20 protein-coding genes and 1 other RNA gene are annotated in these 22,947 nt (G+C 69.0%); 10 read left to right on the top strand and 11 right to left on the bottom strand.

Annotated features, from left to right (window positions below; translation table 11 throughout):
* The first annotated feature begins 46 nt into the window (after window positions 1-46).
* The 4 genes from LZ199_RS07605 (at window position 47) to LZ199_RS07590 (ending at window position 5,285) form a co-directional block, all read left to right on the top strand.
* On the top strand, window positions 47-1,936 hold the full coding sequence (locus tag LZ199_RS07605; RefSeq protein ID WP_407667175.1) for a PEGA domain-containing protein: 1,890 nt from the start codon (window positions 47-49) through the stop codon (window positions 1,934-1,936).
* Window positions 1,937-1,938: 2 nt separating this feature from the next.
* Entirely contained in the window at window positions 1,939-2,238 is a 300-nt protein-coding gene (locus tag LZ199_RS07600; protein ID WP_253992968.1) for a hypothetical protein, read from the top strand.
* A gap of 215 nt (window positions 2,239-2,453) precedes the next feature.
* Complete coding sequence (locus tag LZ199_RS07595; protein WP_253992967.1) at window positions 2,454-3,434, top strand: D-alanine--D-alanine ligase; 981 nt, start codon at window positions 2,454-2,456, stop codon at window positions 3,432-3,434.
* A gap of 327 nt (window positions 3,435-3,761) precedes the next feature.
* Complete coding sequence (locus tag LZ199_RS07590) at window positions 3,762-5,285, top strand: cellulose synthase family protein (protein WP_253992966.1); 1,524 nt, start codon at window positions 3,762-3,764, stop codon at window positions 5,283-5,285.
* A 58-nt stretch (window positions 5,286-5,343) separates the two neighbouring features.
* Here the strand turns inward: LZ199_RS07590 and LZ199_RS07585 are convergent, their stop codons facing one another.
* Window positions 5,344-5,874: a hypothetical protein gene (locus LZ199_RS07585; RefSeq protein ID WP_253992965.1), complete on the bottom strand. Its 531-nt coding sequence runs from the start codon at window positions 5,872-5,874 to the stop codon at window positions 5,344-5,346.
* A gap of 83 nt (window positions 5,875-5,957) precedes the next feature.
* On the opposite strand from LZ199_RS07585, the gene LZ199_RS07580 reads away from it, so the two are divergent.
* Window positions 5,958-7,043, top strand: a complete 1,086-nt coding sequence (locus LZ199_RS07580; RefSeq protein WP_253992964.1) for a PEGA domain-containing protein — start codon at window positions 5,958-5,960, stop codon at window positions 7,041-7,043.
* Window positions 7,044-7,100: 57 nt separating this feature from the next.
* Here the strand turns inward: LZ199_RS07580 and LZ199_RS07575 are convergent, their stop codons facing one another.
* Window positions 7,101-7,703, bottom strand: coding sequence for a hypothetical protein (locus tag LZ199_RS07575; RefSeq protein WP_253992963.1), 603 nt, complete (start codon window positions 7,701-7,703; stop codon window positions 7,101-7,103).
* Window positions 7,704-7,755: 52 nt separating this feature from the next.
* Here LZ199_RS07575 and LZ199_RS07570 point away from each other — a divergent pair, with 52 nt between their 5' ends.
* Window positions 7,756-9,528 carry a M1 family aminopeptidase gene (locus LZ199_RS07570; protein WP_253992962.1) on the top strand — a complete coding sequence of 591 codons (1,773 nt, stop codon included), beginning with the start codon at window positions 7,756-7,758 and terminating at the stop codon, window positions 9,526-9,528.
* Between the two features lie 15 nt (window positions 9,529-9,543).
* On the opposite strand, the gene ftsY is transcribed toward LZ199_RS07570, so the two are convergent.
* Window positions 9,544-11,115, bottom strand: a complete 1,572-nt coding sequence (gene ftsY / locus LZ199_RS07565; protein ID WP_253992961.1) for a signal recognition particle-docking protein FtsY — start codon at window positions 11,113-11,115, stop codon at window positions 9,544-9,546.
* 69 nt (window positions 11,116-11,184) lie between these two features.
* Between ftsY and LZ199_RS07560 the strand changes: the two genes are divergently transcribed.
* A complete protein-coding gene (locus tag LZ199_RS07560; protein ID WP_253992960.1) occupies window positions 11,185-11,739 on the top strand; it encodes a hypothetical protein in 555 nt (184 codons plus the stop codon).
* A 21-nt stretch (window positions 11,740-11,760) separates the two neighbouring features.
* Here LZ199_RS07560 and glsA read toward each other — a convergent pair whose 3' ends face one another.
* The 7 genes from glsA to LZ199_RS07525 form a co-directional block, all read right to left on the bottom strand.
* A complete protein-coding gene (glsA, locus tag LZ199_RS07555) occupies window positions 11,761-12,702 on the bottom strand; it encodes a glutaminase A (protein ID WP_253992959.1) in 942 nt (313 codons plus the stop codon).
* Window positions 12,668-14,269, bottom strand: coding sequence for a putative glutamine/gamma-aminobutyrate antiporter GadC (gadC, locus tag LZ199_RS07550; RefSeq protein ID WP_253992958.1), 1,602 nt, complete (start codon window positions 14,267-14,269; stop codon window positions 12,668-12,670). The genes glsA and gadC overlap by 35 nt, the downstream gene beginning before the upstream one ends.
* Before the next feature lie 33 nt (window positions 14,270-14,302).
* Window positions 14,303-15,691, bottom strand: coding sequence for a DcaP family trimeric outer membrane transporter (locus LZ199_RS07545; protein WP_253992957.1), 1,389 nt, complete (start codon window positions 15,689-15,691; stop codon window positions 14,303-14,305).
* Window positions 15,692-15,834: 143 nt separating this feature from the next.
* The gene (locus tag LZ199_RS07540) at window positions 15,835-17,163 is read right to left on the bottom strand and encodes an APC family permease (protein WP_253992956.1); all 1,329 of its coding nucleotides are present in this window, start codon (window positions 17,161-17,163) and stop codon (window positions 15,835-15,837) included.
* Between the two features lie 218 nt (window positions 17,164-17,381).
* An RNA gene (gene rnpB / locus LZ199_RS07535) (RNase P RNA component class A) lies at window positions 17,382-17,777 on the bottom strand.
* A gap of 52 nt (window positions 17,778-17,829) precedes the next feature.
* Window positions 17,830-18,456 (bottom strand): ribonuclease HI family protein, encoded by a 627-nt coding sequence (locus tag LZ199_RS07530; RefSeq protein WP_253992955.1) that lies wholly within the window; start codon window positions 18,454-18,456, stop codon window positions 17,830-17,832.
* A 7-nt stretch (window positions 18,457-18,463) separates the two neighbouring features.
* On the bottom strand, window positions 18,464-19,195 hold the full coding sequence (locus LZ199_RS07525; RefSeq protein ID WP_253992954.1) for a zinc ribbon domain-containing protein: 732 nt from the start codon (window positions 19,193-19,195) through the stop codon (window positions 18,464-18,466).
* A 162-nt stretch (window positions 19,196-19,357) separates the two neighbouring features.
* Here LZ199_RS07525 and LZ199_RS07520 point away from each other — a divergent pair, with 162 nt between their 5' ends.
* Both LZ199_RS07520 and LZ199_RS07515 read left to right on the top strand, forming a co-directional pair.
* Window positions 19,358-20,137 (top strand): cupredoxin domain-containing protein, encoded by a 780-nt coding sequence (locus tag LZ199_RS07520; RefSeq protein WP_253992953.1) that lies wholly within the window; start codon window positions 19,358-19,360, stop codon window positions 20,135-20,137.
* 152 nt (window positions 20,138-20,289) lie between these two features.
* Window positions 20,290-20,454, top strand: a complete 165-nt coding sequence (locus LZ199_RS07515; RefSeq protein ID WP_253992952.1) for a hypothetical protein — start codon at window positions 20,290-20,292, stop codon at window positions 20,452-20,454.
* A gap of 142 nt (window positions 20,455-20,596) precedes the next feature.
* Here LZ199_RS07515 and LZ199_RS07510 read toward each other — a convergent pair whose 3' ends face one another.
* Window positions 20,597-20,890: an FYDLN acid domain-containing protein gene (locus LZ199_RS07510; protein ID WP_253992951.1), complete on the bottom strand. Its 294-nt coding sequence runs from the start codon at window positions 20,888-20,890 to the stop codon at window positions 20,597-20,599.
* A gap of 146 nt (window positions 20,891-21,036) precedes the next feature.
* Here LZ199_RS07510 and LZ199_RS07505 point away from each other — a divergent pair, with 146 nt between their 5' ends.
* On the top strand, window positions 21,037-22,716 hold the full coding sequence (locus LZ199_RS07505; RefSeq protein ID WP_253992950.1) for an AgmX/PglI C-terminal domain-containing protein: 1,680 nt from the start codon (window positions 21,037-21,039) through the stop codon (window positions 22,714-22,716).
* Window positions 22,717-22,947: the final 231 nt, after the last annotated feature.

Below are 22,947 nucleotides of genomic sequence, written 5' to 3'. Positions count from 1 at the left end.
GGCGGACAAAGGTGAACGAGTGATGCGACCTTCGAGCAAACGCGCGATGCACGCGGCCCTCAGCGGGTGGTTGGTGGGCATGCTGGCCGTGGGCCCCGCCGCCGCGCAGTCGAGCCTCCCCCTCCGACTGACTCCCCGAGCAGTACCCACCGCCTCACCGTCCTCCGTGACGGTGGTGGCCATCTCGCTGGATGCGACATCACGAACGGAGGCGGCGCGGCTGGCGTACTGGGCCGAGCAGTCGGTGGCGCGCTCCGGTCGACTGGACCTGGTGAGGCTCACCGACGCGCTGGATGCGCAGGGCAAGGCGGCGCGCGAGGCGAAGGCCGCCGAGGGCGCCGAGGCGATGAAGGCGGGCCAGACGGCCTACGACGAGCTGGACACGCAGAAGGCGCTCCAGCAGTTCGACGCGGCGGCTCGCGCGTTCGAAGCGAGTGACTTGTCGCGCAACTTCGGCGACCTGAGCCGCGCCCGGGTGATGAAGGCGGCCTCGCAGGTGGCCAACGGCGAGAGCACGGCGGCGCAGCTGGAGATTCGCGCGGTGCTGGCGGTGGACCCTCGCGCCCAGTTCTCGCCCAACTTCTTCCCGCCGGACGACATGGCCTTCGTGGACAAGGAGCGCAAGGCGGCGCTGGCCGGCTCCACGGGGACGCTGTCGGTGAGCACCGAGCCCGTGCCCGCGCAGGTGTACGTGGACGGCCAGTTCCGGGGCGTGTCTCCCGTCGAAATCAAGGGGCTGACGCCCGCGGACCACTTCGTGACGGTGATGGCGCCGGGCTTCGAGGTGGAGCAGCGCCGGGCGCGCGAGGGTGACACGAAGCTCACGCTGGCCCCCGCCGCGTCCATGCGCGCGCTGCAGACCATCACCGACCGCGTCGTGCGCAAGCCGGAAGGGTCGGAGCGGGACGTGGCCCTGCGGGAGCTGGGTGCGCTCGCGGGCGTGTCCCAGGTGCTGGCGCTGCTGGTGCGCGGCGGCACGGGCACCGCGCCGCTCCAGGTGACGGGCCTGCGGCTCGACGTCACGGACGGACACAACCTGGCCTACGCGGTGGGCGCGGTGCCCTCGGGCGAGGCCATGGCCACCGGCTCCGACGCGCTCCTGTCCTCCCTGGTGGGCGCGGACACGGCGCGGCTCGCCGGCAACAAGCCCGTCACCCACTTCTCGGGCGGCGGTGGCTCCAACCGCAAGACGATGGGCTACGTGCTCATGGCCACCGGCGTGGCGCTGCTCGCGGGTGGCATCTACTTCGGCATGGAGGCGTCCTCGAAGGAGGATGACTTCCGCCGCGCGCCGCAGACCAGTCCCCGCGCGCAGGACTTCAAGGACACGGGCAAGACGTACGCGCTCGTCGCGGACATCGGCCTGCTCACCGGCGTGGTCGCCGCGGGCCTGGGCGGCTGGTTCGCCTTCTCCGGCGGAGGCAGCAGCGGCGGTGACTCCAAGCCCGCCCCCGCCCCCACGCCCAAGAAGTCCCGGGCCACGCCGCCCCCGACGAAGAGCGACGGCAAGAGCGACTCCTTGAGCATGCCGCCGCCTCCCAAGGGCACCAGGCCCGTGGGCGAGTCCCTGCCCATGCCGCCTCCGCCGCCCCCGGCGAAGACGACGCCCGCGGCGCCTCCCGCGAAGACGACGCCCCCGGCCCCGGCGGCGAAGACGCCGCCTCCGGTGACCGAGCCCGTGGCGCCTCCTCCCGCGACGCGCACCCAGGACACGCGCCGCTCGAAGGACGACGAGGCCGCCCAGCGTGAAGAGGACCTGCGCAAGCGGCGTGAAGAGGTGGAGCGCCAGCGCCGCGAGCTGGAGGAGCGCCGCAAGCAGGAAGAGGCGGATGCGGAGGCCAAGCGCAAGCGCGACGAAGAGGAGCGGCGCAAGCGCGAGGAAGACGAGAAGAAGAAGCGGCCGTCCATCGACGAAGACGATCTCCGGAATTACTAGCCATGCGCCGTCCCCTTCGTTTCCTCATTCCCGTCGTGGCCCTGTCCCTGGGCCTGTCCGCGTGCAGCCTCCTCGTCGACTTCGACGAGGAGGGGCAGCCGTGCGACGACCGCAACCAGTGCCTCGAGGGCTTCGCCTGCGAGGACGACGTCTGCATCCGTGATGACTCCGCCATCCCGGACGCCGGCACGGGCACGGACTCCGGCACCGATTCGGGCACCCCCGGCCCGGGTCCGGTGGACGCGGGCCCCGTGGACGCAGGCCCGGTGGATGCGGGCCCCGTGGACTCGGGCCAGCCGTAGTCCTCGCCCGCGAGGGGCGGTAGTTCCTACAGCCCCTCGCTTCGCGTGGTCCGGTTGCCGCGCCGTGTCCTCGGAGACACGCCCGCCCGGCCGCCCCCCTGCCGACGCAAACCCCCGTCTCCACGGGGACTGTCGGGGCGAAGCCGGGGGGCTGCCCTCCCGGGAGGGGTTGGCATCCGTCGTGCTCTGTCGTGCGTCCAGGAGGTTTCATCGACATGGGCAAGCGCGTCGGAGTGCTGATGGGCGGGTGGGGCGAGGAGCGGGAGATTTCGCTCAAGACGGGAGAGGCCGTGGTCGCCGCCTTGGAGTCCCGCGGCCATCACGTGACTCGGGTGTTCGCGGGGCCGGGGTTGGACCGGGCGCTGCGCGCCGCGGAGCTGGACGTGGCCTTCATCGCGCTGCACGGGCGCATGGGCGAGGACGGCCGGGTGCAGGGCCTCCTGGAGCTCCTGGAGCTGCCGTACACCGGCTCGGGCGTGCTGGCCTCGGCGCTGGCGATGAACAAGCCCATGGCCAAGAAGCTCTTCCGCCTGCACAACCTGTCCACGCCCCAGGGCTACCGCATGGGCCGTGACGACGCCGGGCGCGCCCTGGAACTGCACGGCGATTTGGGCTTCCCCTGCGTCGTGAAGCCCGCGTGCGGGGGCTCGTCGGTGGGCCTGTCCATCGTCCACGCGCCGCAGTCGCTCGTCGAGGCGGTGGCCCAGGCGTGCCGCTTCGGCGGAGAGGCGCTGGTGGAGCGCTTCGTCCCCGGCCGCGAGGTGACGGTGGGCATTGTCGGCGACAAGGTGCTGGGCAGCTGCGAGGTGGCCACCCCGCGCGAGGGCTTCGACTTCGAGGCCAAGTACAAGGGAGGCTCCCGCTACTTCCTCCCGCCCCGCCTGTCCGCCACGCGCGTGGCCAACGTGGAGTCGCTGGCGCTCGCGGCGTACCGCGCACTGGGCTGCCGGGGCTACGGCCGCGTGGACCTCCTGTGCTCCGACACCGACAACGACGTCGTGCTGGAGGTCAACACGCTGCCCGGCTTCACCCCCACCAGCCTCCTGTCCAAGATTGCCGCCCATGCGGGCGTGGACTTCCCGGAGCTCGTCGAGCGCATCCTCACCCTGGCGACCCGGGACGAGGCGGGTGTCATGGACGCGCCCATTGTCGCCCCCGCTCCCACCGTGTCCGAGCCTCGCCGCGCGGTGAGCTGACCCCCCGGGTAGTACGGGCCCTGGCGCCGCCTCAGCCCCGGCGCCAACCCCTTGGATCTCCTCGAAATAGCGGTAACGCGAGGTGTCACCTTGGACCTGAACGGAACGTTCAAGGACCGGGAATAATTTGACACGCCCTTGACGCGTCCCTATTGTCCGGCGCCGATCAGTCCTGGATGGTTAAAGCCCTGTCTTTTCGGGCACATACGGGACGGGGGCTCAGCGGACCCAGCAGGCGGCGGTCGGCGTGAGACGGGATTCCGGAGCCGCCACGCAAGGAAGGACCGCGGGCCACGGGGGCTGCGCGGGAGGGGCTGAGCGTCACTGATGACCACCGTCGAGATCATCTTCCTGGGCGTCTATTTCAGCGTCCTGTGCGTGCTGGCGGTTTACGGCTCGCACCGGTACCGCATGGCGTTCCTGTATTACCGGCACAAGTTCAAGCTGCCGACGCCCAAGAGCCCTTTGAAGGAGCTTCCACGCGTCACCATCCAGCTTCCCATCTTCAACGAGATGTACGTGGTGGAGCGCCTGGTGGAGTCGGTGTGCCGCATCGACTATCCGCGTGACCTCCTGGAAATCCAGGTTCTTGACGACTCGACGGACGAGACGTGTGGCATTGCCCGGGCGTGCGTGGAGCGGCACCGGCAGAAGGGCCACGACATCGTCTACATCCACCGCGTCAACCGCGAGGGCTTCAAGGCGGGAGCGCTGGAGAGCGGCCTGAAGTCGGCGCGGGGCGAGTTCGTCGCCGTGTTCGACGCGGACTTCGTGCCGAGCCCGGACTTCCTGTTGCGCACGGTGCCGTTCTTCTCCGACGCGAAGGTGGGCATGGTGCAGGTGCGCTGGGGGCACCTCAACCGTGAGTTCTCCATCCTCACGCAGGCCCAGAGCATCTTCCTGGACGGCCACTTCATCATCGAGCACACGGCGCGCAACCGCTCCGGCTGCTTCTTCAACTTCAACGGCACCGCGGGCATCTGGCGCCGGGGCACCATCGCCGACGCGGGCGGGTGGCAGCACGACACGCTGACCGAGGACCTGGACCTGAGCTACCGCGCCCAGCTCAAGGGCTGGCAGTTCGTGTTCCTCCCGGAGGTCATCTCCCCGGCCGAAGTGCCGGTGGACATGAACGCCTTCAAGAGCCAGCAGCACCGCTGGGCCAAGGGCTCCATCCAGACGGCGAAGAAGCTGCTCCCCACCATCCTCAAGAGCGACCTGCCCCTGGCGGTGAAGCGCGAGGCCTTCTTCCACCTCACCAACAACATGGCCTACCTGTTGATGGTGCTGCTGTCGGTGTTGATGCCCATCAGCATGGTGGTGCGCTTCCAGCACGGCCTCTACGGCACGCTGTTCCTGGACCTGCCCTTCTTCGTCTCCGCGACGGCGAGCGTGTGCTTCTTCTACGTGGCCGCGCAGCGTGAGCGGGGCGTGACGGGCTGGGAGCGGGTGAAGTACCTGCCGTTCCTGATGAGCCTGGGCATCGGCCTGGCCATCAACAACGCCAAGGCGGTGGCGGAGGCGCTGCTCAACCAGCAGTCGGGCTTCGCCCGCACGCCGAAGACGGGCGCCGAGGGCAAGAAGGTCATCGCGGTGAAGAAGGCGTACCGCGGCAGCAAGACGCTGATGCCGGTGGTGGAGCTGCTGTTCGCGGCGTACTTCACCGGGGCGCTGTGGTTCGCCATCGACGCGCGCATCTACACGTCGCTGCCCTTCATCATCCTGTTCCAGGCGGGCTTCCTCTACGTCGGCATCTCCAGCCTGCTGCAGGGGCTGGCGGGCCGCGTGAAGCTCGCCGACGCCAGCCCCGCGGTGAATCCCGCCGAGGAGCAGGCCCGCCGCGCCGCCTGAGCGTGACTCGCGCCGCGCCCCTTCGTTTCGGGGCGCGGTGGCTGGAGTCGCTCTGGATTTAGAGACCCGCGTCCGGCGTGTCCCGCAGCAAGACCTGTCGCAGCCTCACCGGAGGCGGGCCGGAGCGGGAAGGCCGGCACCCCTCGTCGATGGACGTGCTGGCCACCGCGCGCAGCGTGAGGCCCGCGTCGTCACACGCCACCAGCTCCGTGGGGAACGCGACGGGGCAGGGGGCTCCCGAGCCGGTGAAGCCCGTGGCGCGCGTCTCGCCCACGAAACCTCCGGGCGTGCGCTCCAGGACGATGGACGCGGTGCTCGACTCGGAAGGCTCCGTGCCCGCATCGCCGTCCGCGCGGGCTCGCACGACGGCCAGGGACAGCGTCCCTCCATCATCCTCGCCGTGGTAGCGGAAGGCCGGGTTGTCGGCGTGGCGGTACTCGCCTGCCTGGCTGCTCTCGCATCCTGCCGGGACGCGGATGGGGGGCGCGGGTGGGGGACGCGTCTCCACGGTGGGCGGCGCCTTGGTGGGGCACGCCGTGAGGCAGAGGACACTGAAGCCGAGGGCCAGAGAGGGCAGGGCGCGGTGCATGGGGCGCGGATATTGGCTGAATGGACGGTTGGGGGGGACTTCGTTTGATTCCCCTTGGACGACTCTCTAACCTTCGGTCCGTCATGAGCATTCGACGCCTCGTCCTCTTTTCGCTGGTGGCCGTCCTCGCGGCTCCGTCTTCCGCGCTCGCGCAGGCCGACGACTTCCTGGCCCCCCTCACGCCGTCGAAGACGACGAAGGCGAAGCCGGCCAAGACGAAGGTGGTGAAGAAGAAGAAGGCGGCGGAGAAGGTGACGAAGAAGCCCGCGGCGCGCCCCAAGGCCACGGCGAAGGGCAGCAAGAAGAAGAACTTGCCGCCTCCCGATGACAGCATGCTGGCGCCCCTGGCCCCGGTGAAGACGGAGCTGGCGGTGGTCATCACCGGCACCGTCAAGGGCGCCAGGCTGACGCTGGATGGCCGCGACGCGGGGGTGCTCACGCCGACTCCCCTGACGCTGACGGTGACGCCGGGCGAGCACTCGCTGGTGGTCCGCAAGCCGGGCTACGAGGAGTACACGCGTCGGCTGGACGTGAAGGAGGGTTCGACAGCGGAGGTCAAGGTGTCGCTGGTCGCCACCATGGGCTTCGCGCGGGCGTTCGCGGACGTGGCCGGCACCGTGGTGCTGGTGGATGACATCGAGGTGGGCACGGTGCCGATGAGCGACATCCTGCTCAAGCCCGGCTCGCGTGAAATCGAGTTCCGCGCCCAGGGCTACAAGCCCCACGTCCACAACATCAACGTGCTGGCCGGGACGACCTACGAGCTGACCGGGCGGATGCGGCCCCTGGTGGACACGGGCGTGGCGAGCAACACGCCGCGCGTGGTGGACACGCCGCGTGCGCCGGTGCTGGACCCCTCGACGACGATGCCGGACGAGCCGAACCCCGCCCTGGCATTCGACAGCGAGTCGCCAGACGCTCAGGTGGAGGGCTCCAGCAAGCCCTGGTACGGCCGTTGGTACGTCTGGGCGGGTGTGGGCGCGGTGGTCGCCGCCGGTACCGTGGGCGCGGTGATGGCGACGCGGGACCCCACCATCAAGACGATTGATGACCCGAACACGATTTGCACCGGCGGGCGCTGCGACATCGTCTTCAGCAAGAACGGAAACCCGCGCTCCAAGGTGGGAGCAGGGGCCTACAGGCCCGTGGTCGGCGGGTTTCGCTTCTAGGCTTCGGTGGTCCAGGCCGCGCCCGGGCCGTTTCGGCGGGAGCGCGGCCTGTGGGGCTCATTCGCCGCGCAGGTCATCATCGACGGTGCGACTCCCGGGGGCGCTGAACACCAGGTAGACGTCCGACACGCGGCCCACGCCCCAGGAGTCCAGGATGGTGACGCGGACCCGGAAGGGCGTGGATTCCGGCAGCAGCTCGCTGACGTCAATCTCCCCGGGCTCGAAGCTGAAGGCGCGGCGGCCCAGGTTGTCGACCTGCTCATTGCCGATGTGGACGCTCTCGGTGAAGCCCATGACGGCGCGCCGCACCACCTTCTTGCCCTGTCCGTCGAGCACCTCCAGCAGCAGGAAGTTGTCCACGCTGAAGCCGAGCGTGCCCTTGGCGTCGCCATAGAGGCGCGCCCGCTGTCCGTTCCGACGCAGCTCCGCGGTTTCTCCGAAGGTGACGACGCGAGGGATGCGCTCGCCTTCGTCCGTATCGACCTCCACGTCATCACGCACCTTGTCGAAGGTCTCCGTCTCCTGGGGCGGCGTGTCGGCCACGAGGCGGACGGCGCGGGGCGCCGAGGAGTGGGAGGTGGTGGAGGCGGACGCGGGGACGTTCCGCGCACACGCCATCCACCCGAGGGCGGCGGCCAGGAGAAGCGTTCGAGAGTGCATGCCCAGGAAGGCTAGACGAGCCGTGGTGCCCCAGGTCAATTAGCATGCGCGCATGCGGACGCTCCTGACTGGCCTGCTGACGTGGTGCGTGCTCTTCGGGCCGTCGGCCCGAGGTGACGTCTCCCCGGAGGTGCAGTTGAGCCTCCAGCACCTGAAGCCCTCCGAGCGCGAGCGCGCGGCGAAGGCACTGGGCCCCCTGGAAGAGCTGCCCCGCTACCGGGTCCAGTTGGAGGTGGACCCCATCGCGCGCGAGGCGAAGGGGCGGGTGCAGGTGGAGGTGCTGGCCCGCGAGAAGCCCCTGACGGAGCTGTACCTCCGGGTGACGCCCAATGCCCAGGGCGGCAAGCGCGTGGTGTTGTCCGACGCGCGGCTGGGGCGCCAGCCCATCGTCCTGGAGCAGCCGGAGCCCACGCTGTATCGCTATCGCCTCACGGAGCCGGTGCCTCCGGGCGCGGCGGCGGTGCTGGATGTGGCCGTCCGGGCAGTGGTTCCCAAGGGGGAGAAGGCCTCGGGCACGCTTCTCGGCGGTGGTGGACAGGGGCCGAAGGGCGACCATGGGGCGTTCTCCGCCACGGCGGACTTCATGAGCCTGGTCGGAGTCGTCCCCCAGGTGCCTCCGCTCGACGACAAGGGGCAGCCCTGGGCGGGGCCGCAGGGCATTGGCGACCTGGCGTTGTACGCGCCGGCCCACGTGCTGGCGTCCATCACCGTCCCCTCCGGCTGGGTCGTGCACTCCACGGGCGCGGCGATGGGCGAGGTGCCCGAGCGTGACGGCCGTGTGCGCTTCGCCTTTGCCGCGGGCGCGGTGCGCGACTTCCCCATCCTCGTGTCCAAGGGCTACGAGGTGTCCACGGCCACGGTGAACGGCGTCACGGTGGAGAGCCACTACGCGGCGAAGAACAAGGAGGTGGGCGAGCGCGTGCTGAAGTACGCCTCGTCCGCGCTGGCGGAGTTCGAGAAGCGCCTGGGGCCGCTGCCGTACACGCACTTCCGGGTGGTGGAGGCGCCGCTGACCGGTGGGGCGGGCGGAATGGAGTTCCCCGGCCTCATCACCATCTCGAGCATGCTGTATCGCGGCGTGGTGGACCCGTTCGAACTGGTGGGCGGCCAGGTGGACGTGGAGCAGTTGAAGGAGGTGCTGGCGATGCTGGGGCCCGCGGGCTCCGCGCCCTTGTCGCAACTGAGTGGCTCGCTGGAGCGCACGCTGGAGTTCACCGTCGCGCACGAGGTGGCGCACCAGTACTTCGCGGGCCTGGTGGGCTCGGACCCCATCCACGCGCCCGTGGTGGACGAGTCGCTGGCCCAGTACGCCGCGCTCCTCTACATCGAGTGGAAGCACGGCAAGTCAGCGGCGGAGGCCCTCAAGCGCGAGCTGCTCGTGTCGCCGTACCACATGTACCGGCTGGCGGGCGGCGAGGACGCGCGGGCGGACCGTCCCACGGGCGCGTTCGACAACGAGACGGAATACGGGGCGCTGGTGTACGGCAAGGCGCCGCTGCTGCACCACGCGTCGCGCAAGCTGATGGGCGACACCGCGTTCTTCCAGGGCCTGCGCTCCTACGTGGACACGTACCGCTTCAAGTGGACGTGCAAGGAGTGCTTCACCAAGGAGCTGGCCAAGGCGAGCCCCGGGAATGCGAAGGCCTTGGAGAAGCTGCGCGTGCGCTGGTGGAACGAGGCCCGTGGTGACGATGACCTGGGCCTGCCCAGCCTGGACTCGGTGATGGGCACGCTGGGCGCCGGCGGCGGGATGGACATGGAGAGCCTGGACCCGCAGACGAAGGAGTTGCTGGAGACGATTCTGCCCTCGCTGCTGGGACAGTGAGGGCAGGGGGCTGCGTCAGTCGAAGAGGGCCTGGACGAACTCGCGCGGCTCGAAGCGGCGCAGGTCCGCGATTTTCTCCCCCACGCCGACCCATACGACGGGCAGCTTCAGCTCGTCGCAGATGCCGATGATGACGCCGCCCTTGGCGGTGCCGTCCAGCTTCGTCAGGGCAATCGCGGTGACGCCCACGGCCTCGTGGAACTGCTTGGCCTGCTGAATCGCGTTCTGCCCGTTGGTGGAGTCCAGCACGAGCAGCACCTCATGCGGCGTGCCGGGCATGGCCTTGTCCATGACGCGCTTGACCTTCTTCAGCTCCTCCATCAACGGAGCCTTGGTGTGGAGCCGGCCCGCCGTGTCGGCGATGACGACGTCGGCGCCCTCGGCCTGCGCCTTCCGGATGGCGTCGAAGATGACGGAGCCCGGGTCTCCGCCCTCGGCGCCCTTCACCAACTGCGCCTTCGCGCGCTCGGCCCACACGTCGAGCTGCTCGGTGGCGGCGGCGCGGAACGTGTCGCCCGCGGCCAGCACCACTTTCTTGCCCTCGCCCGTGAGCTTCGCCGCGAGCTTGCCGATGGTCGTCGTCTTCCCGGCGCCGTTGACGCCCACCACCATGACGACGTGCGGCGGGCCTCCGCCCTCCAGCGAGCGCGGCACCGGCAGGTCGACGATGCGGGCGACCTCCGTGCGGATGAGGTCCTTGATGCGATGGGAGTCACTCAGCTCGCTGCGCTTGAGCTTCTCGCGCGCCACCTCCACCAACTCGCTGGCCGTGCGCACGCCGATGTCCGCCGTGAAGAGAATCTCCTCCAGCTCCACCAGCACGGACTCGTCCACCTGGCGCTGCTGGCCGAACAGTCCGTTGAGGCGGGCCATGAAGCCCTGGCTCCGCGTCTTGTCCAGGCCCTGGGCCAGCGTGCGGCCCGCCTCGGCGTCCACCTTGGCGCGCGCCGCGGCCTCCTCGGCGCGACGGGCCTCCTCGATGACGGCGGCCTCCCGGGCGCGCTCGTCGTCCAGGAGCCGCTGGGCCTCGGTCTGCTCTCGCTTGCGCCGCTCACGGGCCTCCTCATCGGCGGCCTTCTTCGCGCGGTACTCGGCGCGCTTCTCCTCCTCCTCGCGCTCCTTGAGGACCCGGACCTGCTCCTCCAGCCGGGCCCGCTCGCCCGCGTCCGTGGTGGCCCTGGCCGCGCGAGCGGCCTCCTCGCGCTGACGGGCCAGCTCCTGGGCGCGGGCATGGGCCTCGTCCACCTCGCGCAGTCGGGCGGCCTCCTTCTCGGAGGGCGGCAGCTCCACGCGCAGCTCGGGCCGCTCGGCGGGCAGCGCGGGCTTCTGCTCCGGGATGGGGACGCCGGGCTTGCGGCCCGGCTCGGGGGCGCGCTTGCGGAAGAAGAGCTTCCGGGCGGCCAGCACCATCAGCAGGACGAAGAGGGCGGCTCCGCCAATGCCCACCGCGTCGCCCGTGGTGAGGCCGTCCGACGGAGGAACGCCCGTCCCCGGAGGCTGGGTGGTCTCTCCGCCCGGAGTCGGGGCGGGGGAGGGGGCGGGCGGCACCTGAGCGGTCAGGGCGTCGAGGGCATGGGGGGTCTTCATGTGCGCCGCTCCGCATACACCAACACGCCGGTGGATGCAGCGCCCGTGGCCGAGTAGAAACGCCCTGCCATGCGCCCCGAGCTCCCCACCGCCTTGTTGTCGGTCCTCCTGCTGGGAACTGCCTGCATCGTCGAGGCCCCGGGTGGAGCCAGCCCCGAGCAGCGGCGCGCCGCCACCGTCACCCAGGTTCCGCCTCTGTCCGTGCGCAACGGCGCCAACCTGGGCGGCAAGGTGGAGCTGGTGGCCGCCACCGTCCAGCCCGGGCGGCTGACGCCCGGGGAGCGGGCCCAGGTCACCGTCTACTTCAAGGTGCTCGACGCCCTGGACGCGGACTACCTCATCTTCGTCCACGTCGAAGACGCGGGCGGCCGCATGGAGCGGATGAACCTGGACCACATGCCCGCCGGCGGAATGTTGCCCACGTCACAGTGGAAGCCGGGCGAGACGGTGAAGGACGAGTTCTCCATCTATCTCCCCGCCGACGCCAACCCGAAGGCCCTCAACATCTGGCTGGGGCTCTGGGACCCGAAGACGGATGCCCGCCTGCCGCTGACCAACCGGGACGCGGTGCGCAACGACGGCAGGGACCGCATCCTCATCGCGCAGGTCCCCGTGGCGCAGTGACAGACGCGCCGCGTCGCGCTTTCAGCCCGCCAGGGGAGGCGCGAAGAGGTTGAGGCCGAGCACCTTCGAAAGGTGCTGGATGGCCCGCTGGCTCCTCACGCTGTTGCCGAAGCGGTCCAGCGGAGGGCTGAACGCGGCGATGGCGAGCCTGCCTGGGACGACGGCGAGGATTCCGCCACCCACGCCGCTCTTGGCTGGCAGGCCCACCTCGTATTGCCATGTGCCCGTGTTGTCATAGAGGCCGTTCATGGTCATCTCGGCGAGAATCCGAGGCACGTGCTCCGCCTTGACCGCGCGTCGCCGGGTGAGGGGGTTGAGGCCTCCCGCGGCGAGGGTGGCCCCCATCACCGCCAGGTCATACGTCGTCAGCCCCACCGAGCACTGGCGCGTGTAGACGTCCGTCGCCTCCATGGGGTCGCTGTAGAGGGTGTGGCTGCTGTCGAGCAGCCACGCGAGGGCGCGGTTGTGCTGATTGGTCGCCGACTCCGAGCGATAGACCTCGTCCATGACGGCGAGTTCGCGGCCCGCGAAGGCACACAGGGTGTCGTGAATCTTCGTCCAGCGCTGCGCCGCCGAGTCCGCGGGGACCAGGCTGACGGTGGCGATGGCCCCGGCGTTGACGAAGGGGTTGAGTGGCTTTCCGTCATGCACCACGAGCGCGTGGACGGAGGAGAAGGACTCGCCGGTGGGATTGTCGCCGACCTTCGCGAGGAGGACCTCCGAGCCCACCTCGTCGAGCGCCCGCGCGAGCGTGAACACCTTGGAGATGGACTCGATGGCGAACTCAGAGCGGGTGTCCCCGACCTCTGTCGCCTGTCCGTCCGCGGTGAGGACCACCAGGCCGAAGCGCTCGGGCTGGACGCGCGCGAGCACCGGGATGTAGCTGGCGTTCCGTCCCTCCTTCAGGTCCAGGTACCGCTGATGTGCTTCAGTGGTTGCCGCGCGGATGGTGGCCGGTGTCATCGGGCTGCCTCCTGTCGTGTGGAGTCGTGGGAGGCCAGGCCTCCTCGTCGTCTTGCGTCGGTTCCGCGCCAGGGTGGCCCGAGGCGCCGGGCTTCTCCCAATTGAAGGGGGCCAGGTCGCGCGCTCCCGCCGCCGAGCGCCAGTGGGCCTTGCGCCGTGCATAGAGGATGAGTGGGATGGCCACGAAGAGGACGTTGCCGCCGATGAGGATGAGCACGTACGTCGTCGGGCTGCCGACCTTGATTTGCGAGGGCGGGACGAAGCTGAGCACGAACGCGACGAGCGCCCCGATGAAGCCCGCTCCACCGATGACCCACATGCCCACTTCGCCGCCCGGTACCCGGTACGCGCGCTTCGTGTGCGGCTCGCTGGTGCGCAGGTAGATGGCCGCCGCGAACATCAGCATGTACATGATGAGGTAGAGCGTCGACGTGAGCTGGCTGAGGATTTGATACGCCGCCTGCACCGACGGCAGGATGACGAACATCAACGACAGGAAGGTGACCACCAGCCCCTGCACGATGAGGATGTGGCTGGGCGCGCCGTGCTGGTTCAGTCGCTGGAAGAACGGCGGCAGATAGCCTGCTCGGCCCACGACCCCCAGCGCCGCGGACGGGCCGGAGACCCACACCGTGACGCTGCCCAGCACCCCCAGGAAGAGGGCCGCTGCTATCACTGGTGACAGCCAGGCCAATCCAAATGTCGTGAAGAAGTCGCGGTACGAGACGAGCAGGCTCTGCGTCAGGTTTATCTGCGTCTTGGGGATGATGAAGCTGATGGCCAGCGTGCCGAGCACGAAGAGCACCACCGTCGTCACCGACGCGATGAGGATGGCGAGCGGATAGGTGCGCGAGGGGTTCTTCGCATCCACGACGTGGATGGCGTTCATCTCCATGCCCGCGTAGAACAGGAAGATGGACGCGGCGAGCACCAGGTTTCCGAACTGGCTGAAGTCGGGAATCACCTTGTCCCAGCCCAATTGAATCTGGAGCGGTCGTCCCGAGGCCAGGTAAGCGAGGCCGAACGCGATGAGCAGCAGGGCTGGGATGATGGTGCCGATGAGGCCCGCCCACTTGGAGATCTTCGAAGACGTCTTGAGTCCGCGCAGCGAGACGAACGTGGCCGCCCAGTACAGGGCCAGCACGATGACAATCGTGTAGAACTTGTTTCCGGAGAGCGACTTGTCCCACGTCTCGTTGGGGCCCACGAAGGCCAGCGCCACCGCGCCGTAGGTGAGCACCGTCGGGAACCAGATGGTCGACTCAATCCAGACCAGGAAGATGGCGAGGAAGCCCCACCGGGGACCGAAGGCCTCGCCGACCCAGCGGAACACGCCGCCCTTCTCGGGCCAGCCCGTGGCCAGCTCCGCCGCCACCAGCGACACCGGGATGAGGAAGAACACCGCGGCGAAGGTGTAATAGAAGAGGGAGGTCAGTCCGTATTCGGCTTCCGCGGGCAAGCCGCGCAGGCTGACGACGGCCGTGACGTTCATGATGGCCAGCGTGAGCACGCCCAGCTTGGGCGAAGCCCGAGCGGCATTGGTTGTTCTGGTGGTCCCTGACTCCATGGCGGCTTCCCTCGGTCCTGTTCGTGCGGTGTTTCAGTAGCGATACTGGAGGGTGAGCTGTCCTCTGACGGCCTGCCCGGACTGGCTGTCGATGGCGCGGTTGTAGCCCCACAGCCCCTCGACGCCGACCAGGACACCCTTCATGGGTCTGGCCACCAGGTTGAGGGACGCGTATTGCGACCGCCGGAAGCTCTTCGCATCGAGCGAGGCCTCGAAGTCCCGGTCCCAGAGCTTGAGCCACCCGTAGGTCGCCGTGGAGCTGAGCGTGTGGGTCCACGCGTAGGTGAAGCCCGCGTAGGCGCCGAGCAGGGGGATGGCCTTGAGGGCGCCCGCTGTATTCAGCGCGGCGTCGTACTGCGCGCCGCCCGTGTCGTTGAGGTACGCGCCCAGGCCCTGCCCGCCGGAGATGCCGGCGAGCAGCGTGTGCTTGTGGGAGAAGTGATAGGCGCCGGTCAGGTTGCCGCCGATGCCCAGCACCGTCTTGCTGTCCTTGCTGTCCCTGGACTGGATGCCCACCGCGCGCACCAGACCGGCGAGCTGCAGGTGGCCCCAACCTCCCTCACTGCGCCAGGCGACGACCCCGTCGGGGAGCATGTCGCGCGGCTCTCCCGCGGACGTGGGCACGTTGGAGCCGGGCTGCTCCAGGGCGACGTGGAGGGACATCCGTCGCTGCTTGTCGTGAGACAGCGAGTGGCTGTAGCGCGCCACGGCGTGCTTGGAGAAGACGAGCGCGTTGGGGCCCTCGAAGTCGAGGGTGTTCGGGTAGGCATCGACGTCCGCGAAGGTCGAATCTGTGAAGCCCGCGAGGACGCTCCCCAGCTGTGCGTAGGCGTAGTTCGGATGGAAGCCGAAGGCGGGCTTTCCCTGGGCGAAGCTCGTGTTGAAGAGCAGCCTCATCGGGCCCAGTTCCGTCTTGCCACGCATCTCCAGGGAGACGTCGGACGGGTTGGCGGTGGCCGTCGACTGGGCGCCCGGAGAGTGGAAGAAGGGCTGGCCGCGCACGGGGATGGCGGACGTGGTGAACCAGGTGGGCGTGCCCAGGAGCTTGGAGCTGACGATGAACGCGGTCGTGGCGCCGATGCCGAGCTTCAGGAAGACCTTCGTGGTTGGAATCCGGAAGTAGCCGGGCAGTGTGGTGTCGAACACCCCGTGGTCATGCCGTGGAGCGAAGGCCTGGGTGTTGTTGGGGCGCCCCAGGTCGAGGAAGGGCAACTGCGGGAGCGCCAGCTCCTCCCCGGGCGACAACAGCGCGGAGGACGTGTCCGTCCTTGCGTCCTGGCCCAGGGAGGACTCGGGTTGAGTGGAGCCTTCCGTGGAAGGCTCTTGGGCTTGGGCGTCCCAGGCGAGAGTGCTCAGCGTCGCCATCAGCACGATGGCGACGACGCGAACAGGAAATGGTTGGGAAGGGGCTGGGTCGGTCATTGGGTTCGTTGCCACCACTGCGAAGTGGCAGGAAACCTAGGGCCTTGCCGTAGCCTGTCATCCCATCCAGGAGGTCTTGCCCGACGTTGGAATGTTTGCTTTTTCCTCCACCTCCCCGAGCGGAAGTCGCGCGTGCGGGCTTGTCAGCGCGCGCGGGAGTGCGGCAGGCCGTGGTGCTGCGATTGGATGAGCCACTGGACGAGCGCGCTGCCCGCGACGGCGACCACGGTGAGGACGAGCGAGAGCGGCTGGGTCTTCGCGGAGCTGACGAGGAACGTGATGAGGACGACCCCCATCAGTGTCGCGCCCACGCCAACGACAGCGCGCGAGGCCCCCGCTGGGCGCGCGAGCTTCCAGCACGCGACGTGGACCGCCATGTAACAGATGAGAAAGGTCGCGCTGGCGACATTGGCGATGGCGCCGAGGCTCATGGTGTTGACCATCACCAGGATGGCGATGACGCCCCACATGAAGCCCTTCGTGCTCTTGCCCTTCATGGGCGTGCTGAAGGCCTGGGGGAGCTGGCCGGCGCGAGCCTGTGCGGACGACACGTTGAGGGCGGCGAAGAGCGTGGCGTTGATGGCCGACGCAGTGGCAAGCAAGGCCCCGAGCGCGACGACGGTGAATCCCGCGGAGCCAAGCACGGGCCGGGCAGCCTGGGCCACGGCGGTGTCCGCGTTACGGGCGAGCTCCGCGGGTGGTACCAGGGCCAGGACTGTCACGGCGAGCCCCACGTACAGCACGGTTACCACGCCGATCGCCAGGAAGATGGCCTGGGGAATGGTCTTCTTGGGATTGGCCACATCCGATGCGGCGTTGGCCATCATCCCGAAGCCCGAGTAGGCGAAGAAGCACAGCCCCACGCTCGAAACGAGGGCGGTGAGCCCGCCGTGGGAGTGCGTGTTCAGGTGCTGCGTCCCGCCCTGGGTCATGGAGTAGATGCCCACGGCGAGCAGGCCGCCCAGGATGGCGAGCTTGATGGACACGAGGGCGACCTCCGCCTTGCCCACCGCGCCCGAGCCGGCGGCATTCAGGACCGACAGCAGGATGACGATGGCCGAGCCGAAGAGGTTGAACCAGAGGTGTCCTCCGCTCGGGAGGAAGAGGCGGGTAGCGTAGGCTCCGAAGGTCTTGGCCACCATGGCGATGGTGATGGCCAGGGTGACGAGGTAGATGAGCGAGAGGGTCCCGGAAACGAGCCCTCGCCCGAAGCCTTCCTCGAAGAAGCGGGTGATGCCGCCAGAGCTTGGGTAGCGCGAGCCGAGCTTGGCGTAGGAGTAGCCGGACAAGAGGGTGACGACTCCCGCGAGCGCGAACGCGAGCCAGGTCCTCGGTCCGACGAGAAGCGCGGCTTGTCCTAGCAGCGCGAAGATACCGGCCCCCACCATGGAGCCGATTCCGAGCGAGCTGACCGCCCAGGTGCTCATTGTCGCCCGCCGGGCGGGCGGGCCCTTCGTTGATTGCTCTGCCATGGCGGTACCCTCGATGCCGGTGTTCCACCTGGCCCGTCCCCCCTCATGCGAGATGACGAGACGTGGGCCAGGAGAACTTGCGGGAAAATCAGGGGTATGGTGGGGGCGGTGTCCAGGGGCCACAAGACGAGCAGGGCTGCACAGCGGACCTCACGCCCACCTGGTCACCCGGACAGGGGGGATGGGGACGAGCGCGGCCTGGTGCTCACAGGGAAAAGCGCCGGAGTGGCCCTGTAAGCCGAGTTCTGTCCCCGTCCCTTTCGGAACGGGCGATGAACATTCATCTAGGGCCCTGGTTACCCAGGGGCCTCATCAGCGAGCAACCCGAACGCATGGGACGGGCAATCCCTGTCCCCCGGACAGCGGGGACGCGCTCCTATTGGCTCTTGCTCCAGGTGGGGTTTACCGTGCCGTCTGAGTCACCCCAGACGCGGTGCGCTCTTACCGCACCGTTTCACCCTTACCCGCCCCTTTCGGAACGGGCGGTCTGTTTTCTGTGGCACTTTCCTGCGAGTCGCCTCGACTGGCTGTTAGCCAGCACCCTGCCCTATGGAGCCCGGACTTTCCTCCCGCCACCCGTGACTGCGGTGACCGGCGTTCACCCGGACCACTCCGGCACCTGTCCCTTACAACAGCCTCGGGACAGCGGTCCACTCCAGGGGGGCGTTACATCCGCTCGTCGATGGCCCGGTTGCTCATCTCATCCGCCTCCGCGTTCTTCGCGCGGGGGATGTGGTGGAGCTTCACCTTGGAGAAGAGTGCCAGAAGCCGCCGCGCCTCCTCGAAGAGGGGCCTGAGCGTCATGCTCTTCACCTGGTACAGCCCGTCCAACTGGCGGATGAGCAGCTCGCTGTCGGCGTAGACGTCCACCTCGCGCGCGCCCATCGCCTTCGCGTGCTTCAGGCCCAGGAGCAGGCCCTGGTACTCGGCGGTGTTGTTCGTCTGCGTCCCGAGGAAGCGACCGAGCCGCGCCACCACGTGGCCCTCGGGGTCCGTCACCACCGCGCCCGCGCCCGCGGGGCCGGGGTTTCCTCTCGCGGCGCCGTCCGAATAGACGCGCACGCGAGGCAGGGGCTCAGAGGAGGGGAGCGGCTCCACCGCCCGGGAGGCGGGAGCCGAGCTCGCCGCCCCTCCGTCCCCGGCCCTCTCGGGAGGGCCCAGACGGGTGGCGGCTTCGTCGAGAAGCTGACCCAATCGCTCCCGCGTGAGTCCGCGGAAGGTGCGCACCGTCGACGAGAGCGGCTCCTCACGCGCGATGTGGCGGAGGATGTCGACGAGGGACGGTGCCGTCATCGGCGGCCTACTTCGCCGCCGCGGGTGTTTCCTCGAGGGCTTCCACCGCGTAGATGATGCGGTTGCAGGACGGGCAGATGTCCGTGCCCAGCGAGGTGCGCAGCTGGTTGTAGAGCTGCGGGGGCACGTTCATGTTGCAGCCCCGGCAAGTGCCCGCCACCACGCCGACCAGCGCGGGCAGCTTCTTCTTGCGGATGGACTCGTAGCGCCGCAGCAGGTTGGAGTCGACGGAGTTCGCCACGGCGGCGCGACTGCCCTCGAGCTTCTTCACCTGCTCCTCGGACTCGCCCAGCTTGCCGCGCAGCTCCGCCATTCGCGCCGAGAGGCCTTGCTGCTTCGTCCCGAAGTCGGCCTCCTTCCCCTTGAGGGCCTCGCGAGCCAGGCCGAGCTGTTTGATGAGCTCCACCTGCTCCTCGGCCATCGTCAGGTTGGCCTTCTTGGCGATATCGATTTCACGGGCCAGGGCGGAGTACTCGCGGGTGGAGCGCTGTTCGCTCAGCCGCGCCTCCCACTTCTTCACCTTGTCCTTCTCGTCCGTGATGTTCTGCTCGCGCTCCGCCTTCTGCCGCTCCATGTCAGTGACACGCGCGCGCTCAGCCTCGATAGCGCTGCGAGCCACACCCAGCTCGCGCTCCAACTCGGCAATCTGACGGGGGTGGACGTCCGCGGCCTTCCGGAGCGAAGCGACCTCCAGGTCCACATTCTGAAGCTCCGCCAGCGCCTTCAATTTCTCCCGCAAAGTTGCTGCCTCCCACAGAGCCGCACCGTGTACGGCCGCGCGCTCTTCTACCAACAAGGGTGATAAGGGTCCAACGCCCAAATGGACCATGAGTCATCCCCCGGGCCCTTGGATTGCTCCGCGCCATTTGAAAGAGCTTCACGCACCCGTTAGACCGGGCACGTGCTCCGCGCCACCTTTCATCGCCCGCTGCTCCTCCTCGCGCTCGTCTCCGCATGCCGCGAGACGCCTCCTCCCTCGGCCACCGACGCGCCCGTGGCGACGGCTCCCTCGCCCGCGCGCCCCGCCGCCGACGTGAAGTGGGGCACCATCGAGGGTCGCGTCCACCTCACGGGCACGCCTCCAGCCCCTACCTTGTCTCCCACCACCGGCACCGTCGTGTCCGTGTGCGGCGAGCAGGCGGAGGACCGCTCCCTCGTGGTCGGCTCGGCGGGGGAGCTTGCCCACACGGTGGTTTCCCTCAAGTCCGGCGCGGGGCTCCCCGCACCGACCCGTCCACCACCCGAGCCCGTGCTGGACCAGAAGAAGTGCGTCTACGAGCCGCCCGTCCTGGCCGCCCGGGCCGGCGGCTCCGTGACGCTGCGAAACTCTGATCCGCTCGTCCACAACGTGCGCGCCGCCTCTGGCTCCAACCGCTCCTTCTTCAACGTGGCCATGCCGCTGGAGGGGATGACGACGCGCAAGCCGCTCCCCGCCGAGCCGGGCCTCGTCCCCATCCGCTGCGATATCCACCCCTGGATGCGCGCGGTGGTTCGGACCTTCGACCACTTCTACTTCGCGACCACCAGCCCCGAGGGGCGCTTCAAGCTGGAGGTCCCGGAGGGCACCCACACCCTCGTCTTCTGGCACGAGCGGCTGCCCCCAGCCGAGCGGACGGTGACGGTCCGCGCCGGGGAAATCGCAGAAGTCGACCAATCCTGGGCGGTAGGCGACCTGAAGTAACGGGACTGCTCACGCCTGTAGCAAAAGGTTGAAAGATTTTCGGCGCTGCACGTTCTAGATGTCGAGGCGTGGGTGATCCGGATTTCATTTCCGCCCCGGTAGAAAAATTGCTACAGCACTGGCGAGCAACATCACGAGAGGGGGGCCGAGTCATGCAGCAGGCCAAGAAGCGGACGACTCTGACGAGCCAGGCACAGACGCACCAGGAGCCGACCCGCAAGGACATCCGTCCGGTGGGGATGCAGGAGATGGGACCTGGCCTCTACGAGCAGATCCGCCGCGCGATGATGGAGCTGTCGCTGGCGTCAGGGACTTGAGCGGAGCGCGGCCGGGCGCATCACGCTGAACGGAGCCTTGGCGGCGCCCCTCGACGGGCGCGCCTCGCTTCAAGGCCTCGCGGGTACGACCGAGGCGCAGGGACTCCCGGCAACCGCCAGGGAGTCCCCACCACCCCACGACTCAGGGTTCTTCTTCTTCGGTTTCCGCAGCCGCGGTCTCGTCGTCGTCGAACGAGTCGAGTTCTTCTTCCTCGTCCTCGCTCGCGGCGGCGGGCTCTTCGGGTTCAATCGGTTCGATGACCTTCGGGGCGGCGGCCAAGCGTCCGCGTCGTCCCTCGGGCTGGGGCTTGAGAGCAGGGCTTTCCCGCTGGTCCGCGCCGCACTTGGGGCACAGCGGGTCAGGCTTCTTCATGTCGTAGAACTTCGTCTGGCACTTGTAGCAGACGAACTTCGATCCGAGGTCCTTCGCCGGCATTCGCCACCTTCTGAATAAGGCCGAGAGAAGACAGAGGGCGGCTGCATAGTTGGCGCGCAAGACGGAGTCAACCGATGGTTTGCGCGGGAGATTTCTAGCGGTAGCATCCAGAACCCAGTCTCCCCCCAGTGAGCCGGACGCTCCCCTTGAACTTCACCTGCGACAATTGCCAGAAGCGGTACTCCATTGCGGACGAAAAAGTCCGCGGCAAGACGGTCAAGGTCCGCTGCAAGAACTGCCAGAACGTCATCACCGTTGAAGGACCCGCCGAAGAGGAGAGCACCCGCGTGGTGTCGCTCGCGGACGTGGAGCGGCTGCGAGCGCAAGAGCGCTCCCTGGCCGAGCCCGCCGCCGCGCCCGTCACCGCCGCGCCCGCCGTGGCCAAGGCGCCACCCGCCGCGCTTCAAACGCCCTGGGACGATGAGCCCACGCGTGCAGCACCCTTGCGGGCCACGGGTTCGCCCTGGTTCGTGATGGTGAAAAACAAGCAGGAGGGTCCCCTCGATGAGGGTGCGCTCCGGGAGCTCATCGCCACTGGCACCATCAGTGGCCGCAGCTTCTTCTGGCAGCAGGGCATGGCGGACTGGAAGCGCGGCGCGGATGTGCCGGAGCTCGCCGGGCTGTTCACCCCGCCGCCCGAGCCGGAGCCCCTGCCTCCACCGCCTCCGCCCGTGGCGGAGCCACCTCCTGCTGCACGTGCCCCGAAGAACGCGCCTGTTCGTCGGGAGCCGGAGCCCGAGCCGGAGCCGCAGCACTACTTCCCCGAGCCGGAGCCGCAGTACCCCCAGGAGCCGGAGCCCGAGCCGGAGCCCCAGCGCGCCTGGGTGCCCGAAGAGGACCCGGACACGACGTACTTCGGCGAGCCTGATCCACGGGGCCAGCAGCCCCAGGCCGCGGCACGACGGGGTGCGGCGCCCACCGCGGCCCCGCTGAACGAGCTGTTCTCCGACTTGGACCTCCCGGACAAGGGCGACCAGGACGACGTCCCGCAGGAGGATCCGCTGGCCTCGCTGGGCGGCGGTGACGAGGAGGAGCGTCAGCCTCGGGAGGACACGCGCCACTTCGCCAAGAAGGCGGGCGTCACCAAGCGCAACTCCGGCTGGAAGTACGCCGTCTTCGCGCTGTTGCTCATCATCGTCCCGCTGGGCGGTGCCTACGTGCTGTCGGAGTCGCTGGGTGTCATGCCGTTGCGCGTGACGACGGTGGACGCCTCGGGCACTCCGGTGGAGCAGTCCGTCTTCACCGGCGCGGGCATGGGCGCGCTGCGCGACAAGCTTCTGGGCAAGACGCCTCCGCCGGTGGTGCCTCAGCCTCCTCCCAAGGCGGCGCCCGAGCCGAAGGCCGCGCCGCCCGCGGAGCCTCCCACCGAGCCCAAGGCCGCCGAGCCTTCCGCGGGCGAGGGTGCCGCGGTGCCTGCTCCCTCCGAGGCGCAGGTCGCGGCCGTCTACAACGACGCGGAGAAGAAGGACGTCGCCCCGGAGGTTCGCGAGGGCGCGGACGTGGCCGCGGCGGATACGGAGGAGGTTGGCGGTCCTTCGGATGAGGAAGTGGAGCGCATCGTCGAGCAGACCCAGGTCTCGTTCCGCGACTGCGTGGAGCAGGAGCTGAAGCGCAACCCGTCCTTCAAGGGCGGGAAGGTGACGCTCACCGCCACGGTGGGGACGTCCGGCGCGGTGAAGGCCGCCACGTTCAGCCGCAAGGATTTGAACGGCTCCTCCAACGCGGTGGGCTCCTGCATCCGGGAGCGCGCCAAGCGCATGGTCTTCTCCAGCTTCTCGGGAGAGGACGTCGACCTGGAGATTCCGCTCGTCCTCTCCGGGCGGTAGTCGCGCTGGCCCCGGGCCTCTCCTCTCATCGAGGGGAGGCCTCGGGTTGAAGGCCCACGCAGCCGAGTGCGCGGGCCTCGGACTTCTCGCTTTGACGGGGGGAAGGCTTTGGGCTGGAGGTCCCGCATAGCTGCTGGCGATAGCCTCGCACGGGCCTCGGACCTCTCCCTCTCGTCGAGGGGAGGCTTGGGGATGGAGGTCTCGCACAGCCCCGGGAGATAGCCGCGTGCG

Origin of the sequence: Myxococcus qinghaiensis (assembly GCF_024198215.1) — a bacterium.
GTDB lineage: Bacteria > Myxococcota > Myxococcia > Myxococcales > Myxococcaceae > Myxococcus > Myxococcus qinghaiensis.
The sequence above is the reverse complement of the archived record's forward strand: the minus strand, read 5'-3'. Positions and strand labels throughout refer to the sequence as shown.

Coding starts and splice junctions, on each gene's coding strand:
- glsA (WP_253992959.1), bottom strand. CDS start 12,702: ATGACACCGGCCACCATCCGCGCGGCAACCACTGAAGCACATCAGCGG.
- LZ199_RS07590 (WP_253992966.1), top strand. CDS start 3,762: ATGACCACCGTCGAGATCATCTTCCTGGGCGTCTATTTCAGCGTCCTG.
- LZ199_RS07575 (WP_253992963.1), bottom strand. CDS start 7,703: ATGCACTCTCGAACGCTTCTCCTGGCCGCCGCCCTCGGGTGGATGGCG.
- gadC (WP_253992958.1), bottom strand. CDS start 14,269: ATGGAGTCAGGGACCACCAGAACAACCAATGCCGCTCGGGCTTCGCCC.
- LZ199_RS07570 (WP_253992962.1), top strand. CDS start 7,756: ATGCGGACGCTCCTGACTGGCCTGCTGACGTGGTGCGTGCTCTTCGGG.
- ftsY (WP_253992961.1), bottom strand. CDS start 11,115: ATGAAGACCCCCCATGCCCTCGACGCCCTGACCGCTCAGGTGCCGCCC.
- LZ199_RS07560 (WP_253992960.1), top strand. CDS start 11,185: ATGCGCCCCGAGCTCCCCACCGCCTTGTTGTCGGTCCTCCTGCTGGGA.
- LZ199_RS07580 (WP_253992964.1), top strand. CDS start 5,958: ATGAGCATTCGACGCCTCGTCCTCTTTTCGCTGGTGGCCGTCCTCGCG.
- LZ199_RS07545 (WP_253992957.1), bottom strand. CDS start 15,691: ATGACCGACCCAGCCCCTTCCCAACCATTTCCTGTTCGCGTCGTCGCC.
- LZ199_RS07530 (WP_253992955.1), bottom strand. CDS start 18,456: ATGACGGCACCGTCCCTCGTCGACATCCTCCGCCACATCGCGCGTGAG.
- LZ199_RS07510 (WP_253992951.1), bottom strand. CDS start 20,890: ATGCCGGCGAAGGACCTCGGATCGAAGTTCGTCTGCTACAAGTGCCAG.
- LZ199_RS07605 (WP_407667175.1), top strand. CDS start 47: ATGCACGCGGCCCTCAGCGGGTGGTTGGTGGGCATGCTGGCCGTGGGC.
- LZ199_RS07595 (WP_253992967.1), top strand. CDS start 2,454: ATGGGCAAGCGCGTCGGAGTGCTGATGGGCGGGTGGGGCGAGGAGCGG.
- LZ199_RS07540 (WP_253992956.1), bottom strand. CDS start 17,163: ATGGCAGAGCAATCAACGAAGGGCCCGCCCGCCCGGCGGGCGACAATG.
- LZ199_RS07515 (WP_253992952.1), top strand. CDS start 20,290: ATGCAGCAGGCCAAGAAGCGGACGACTCTGACGAGCCAGGCACAGACG.
- LZ199_RS07585 (WP_253992965.1), bottom strand. CDS start 5,874: ATGCACCGCGCCCTGCCCTCTCTGGCCCTCGGCTTCAGTGTCCTCTGC.
- LZ199_RS07600 (WP_253992968.1), top strand. CDS start 1,939: ATGCGCCGTCCCCTTCGTTTCCTCATTCCCGTCGTGGCCCTGTCCCTG.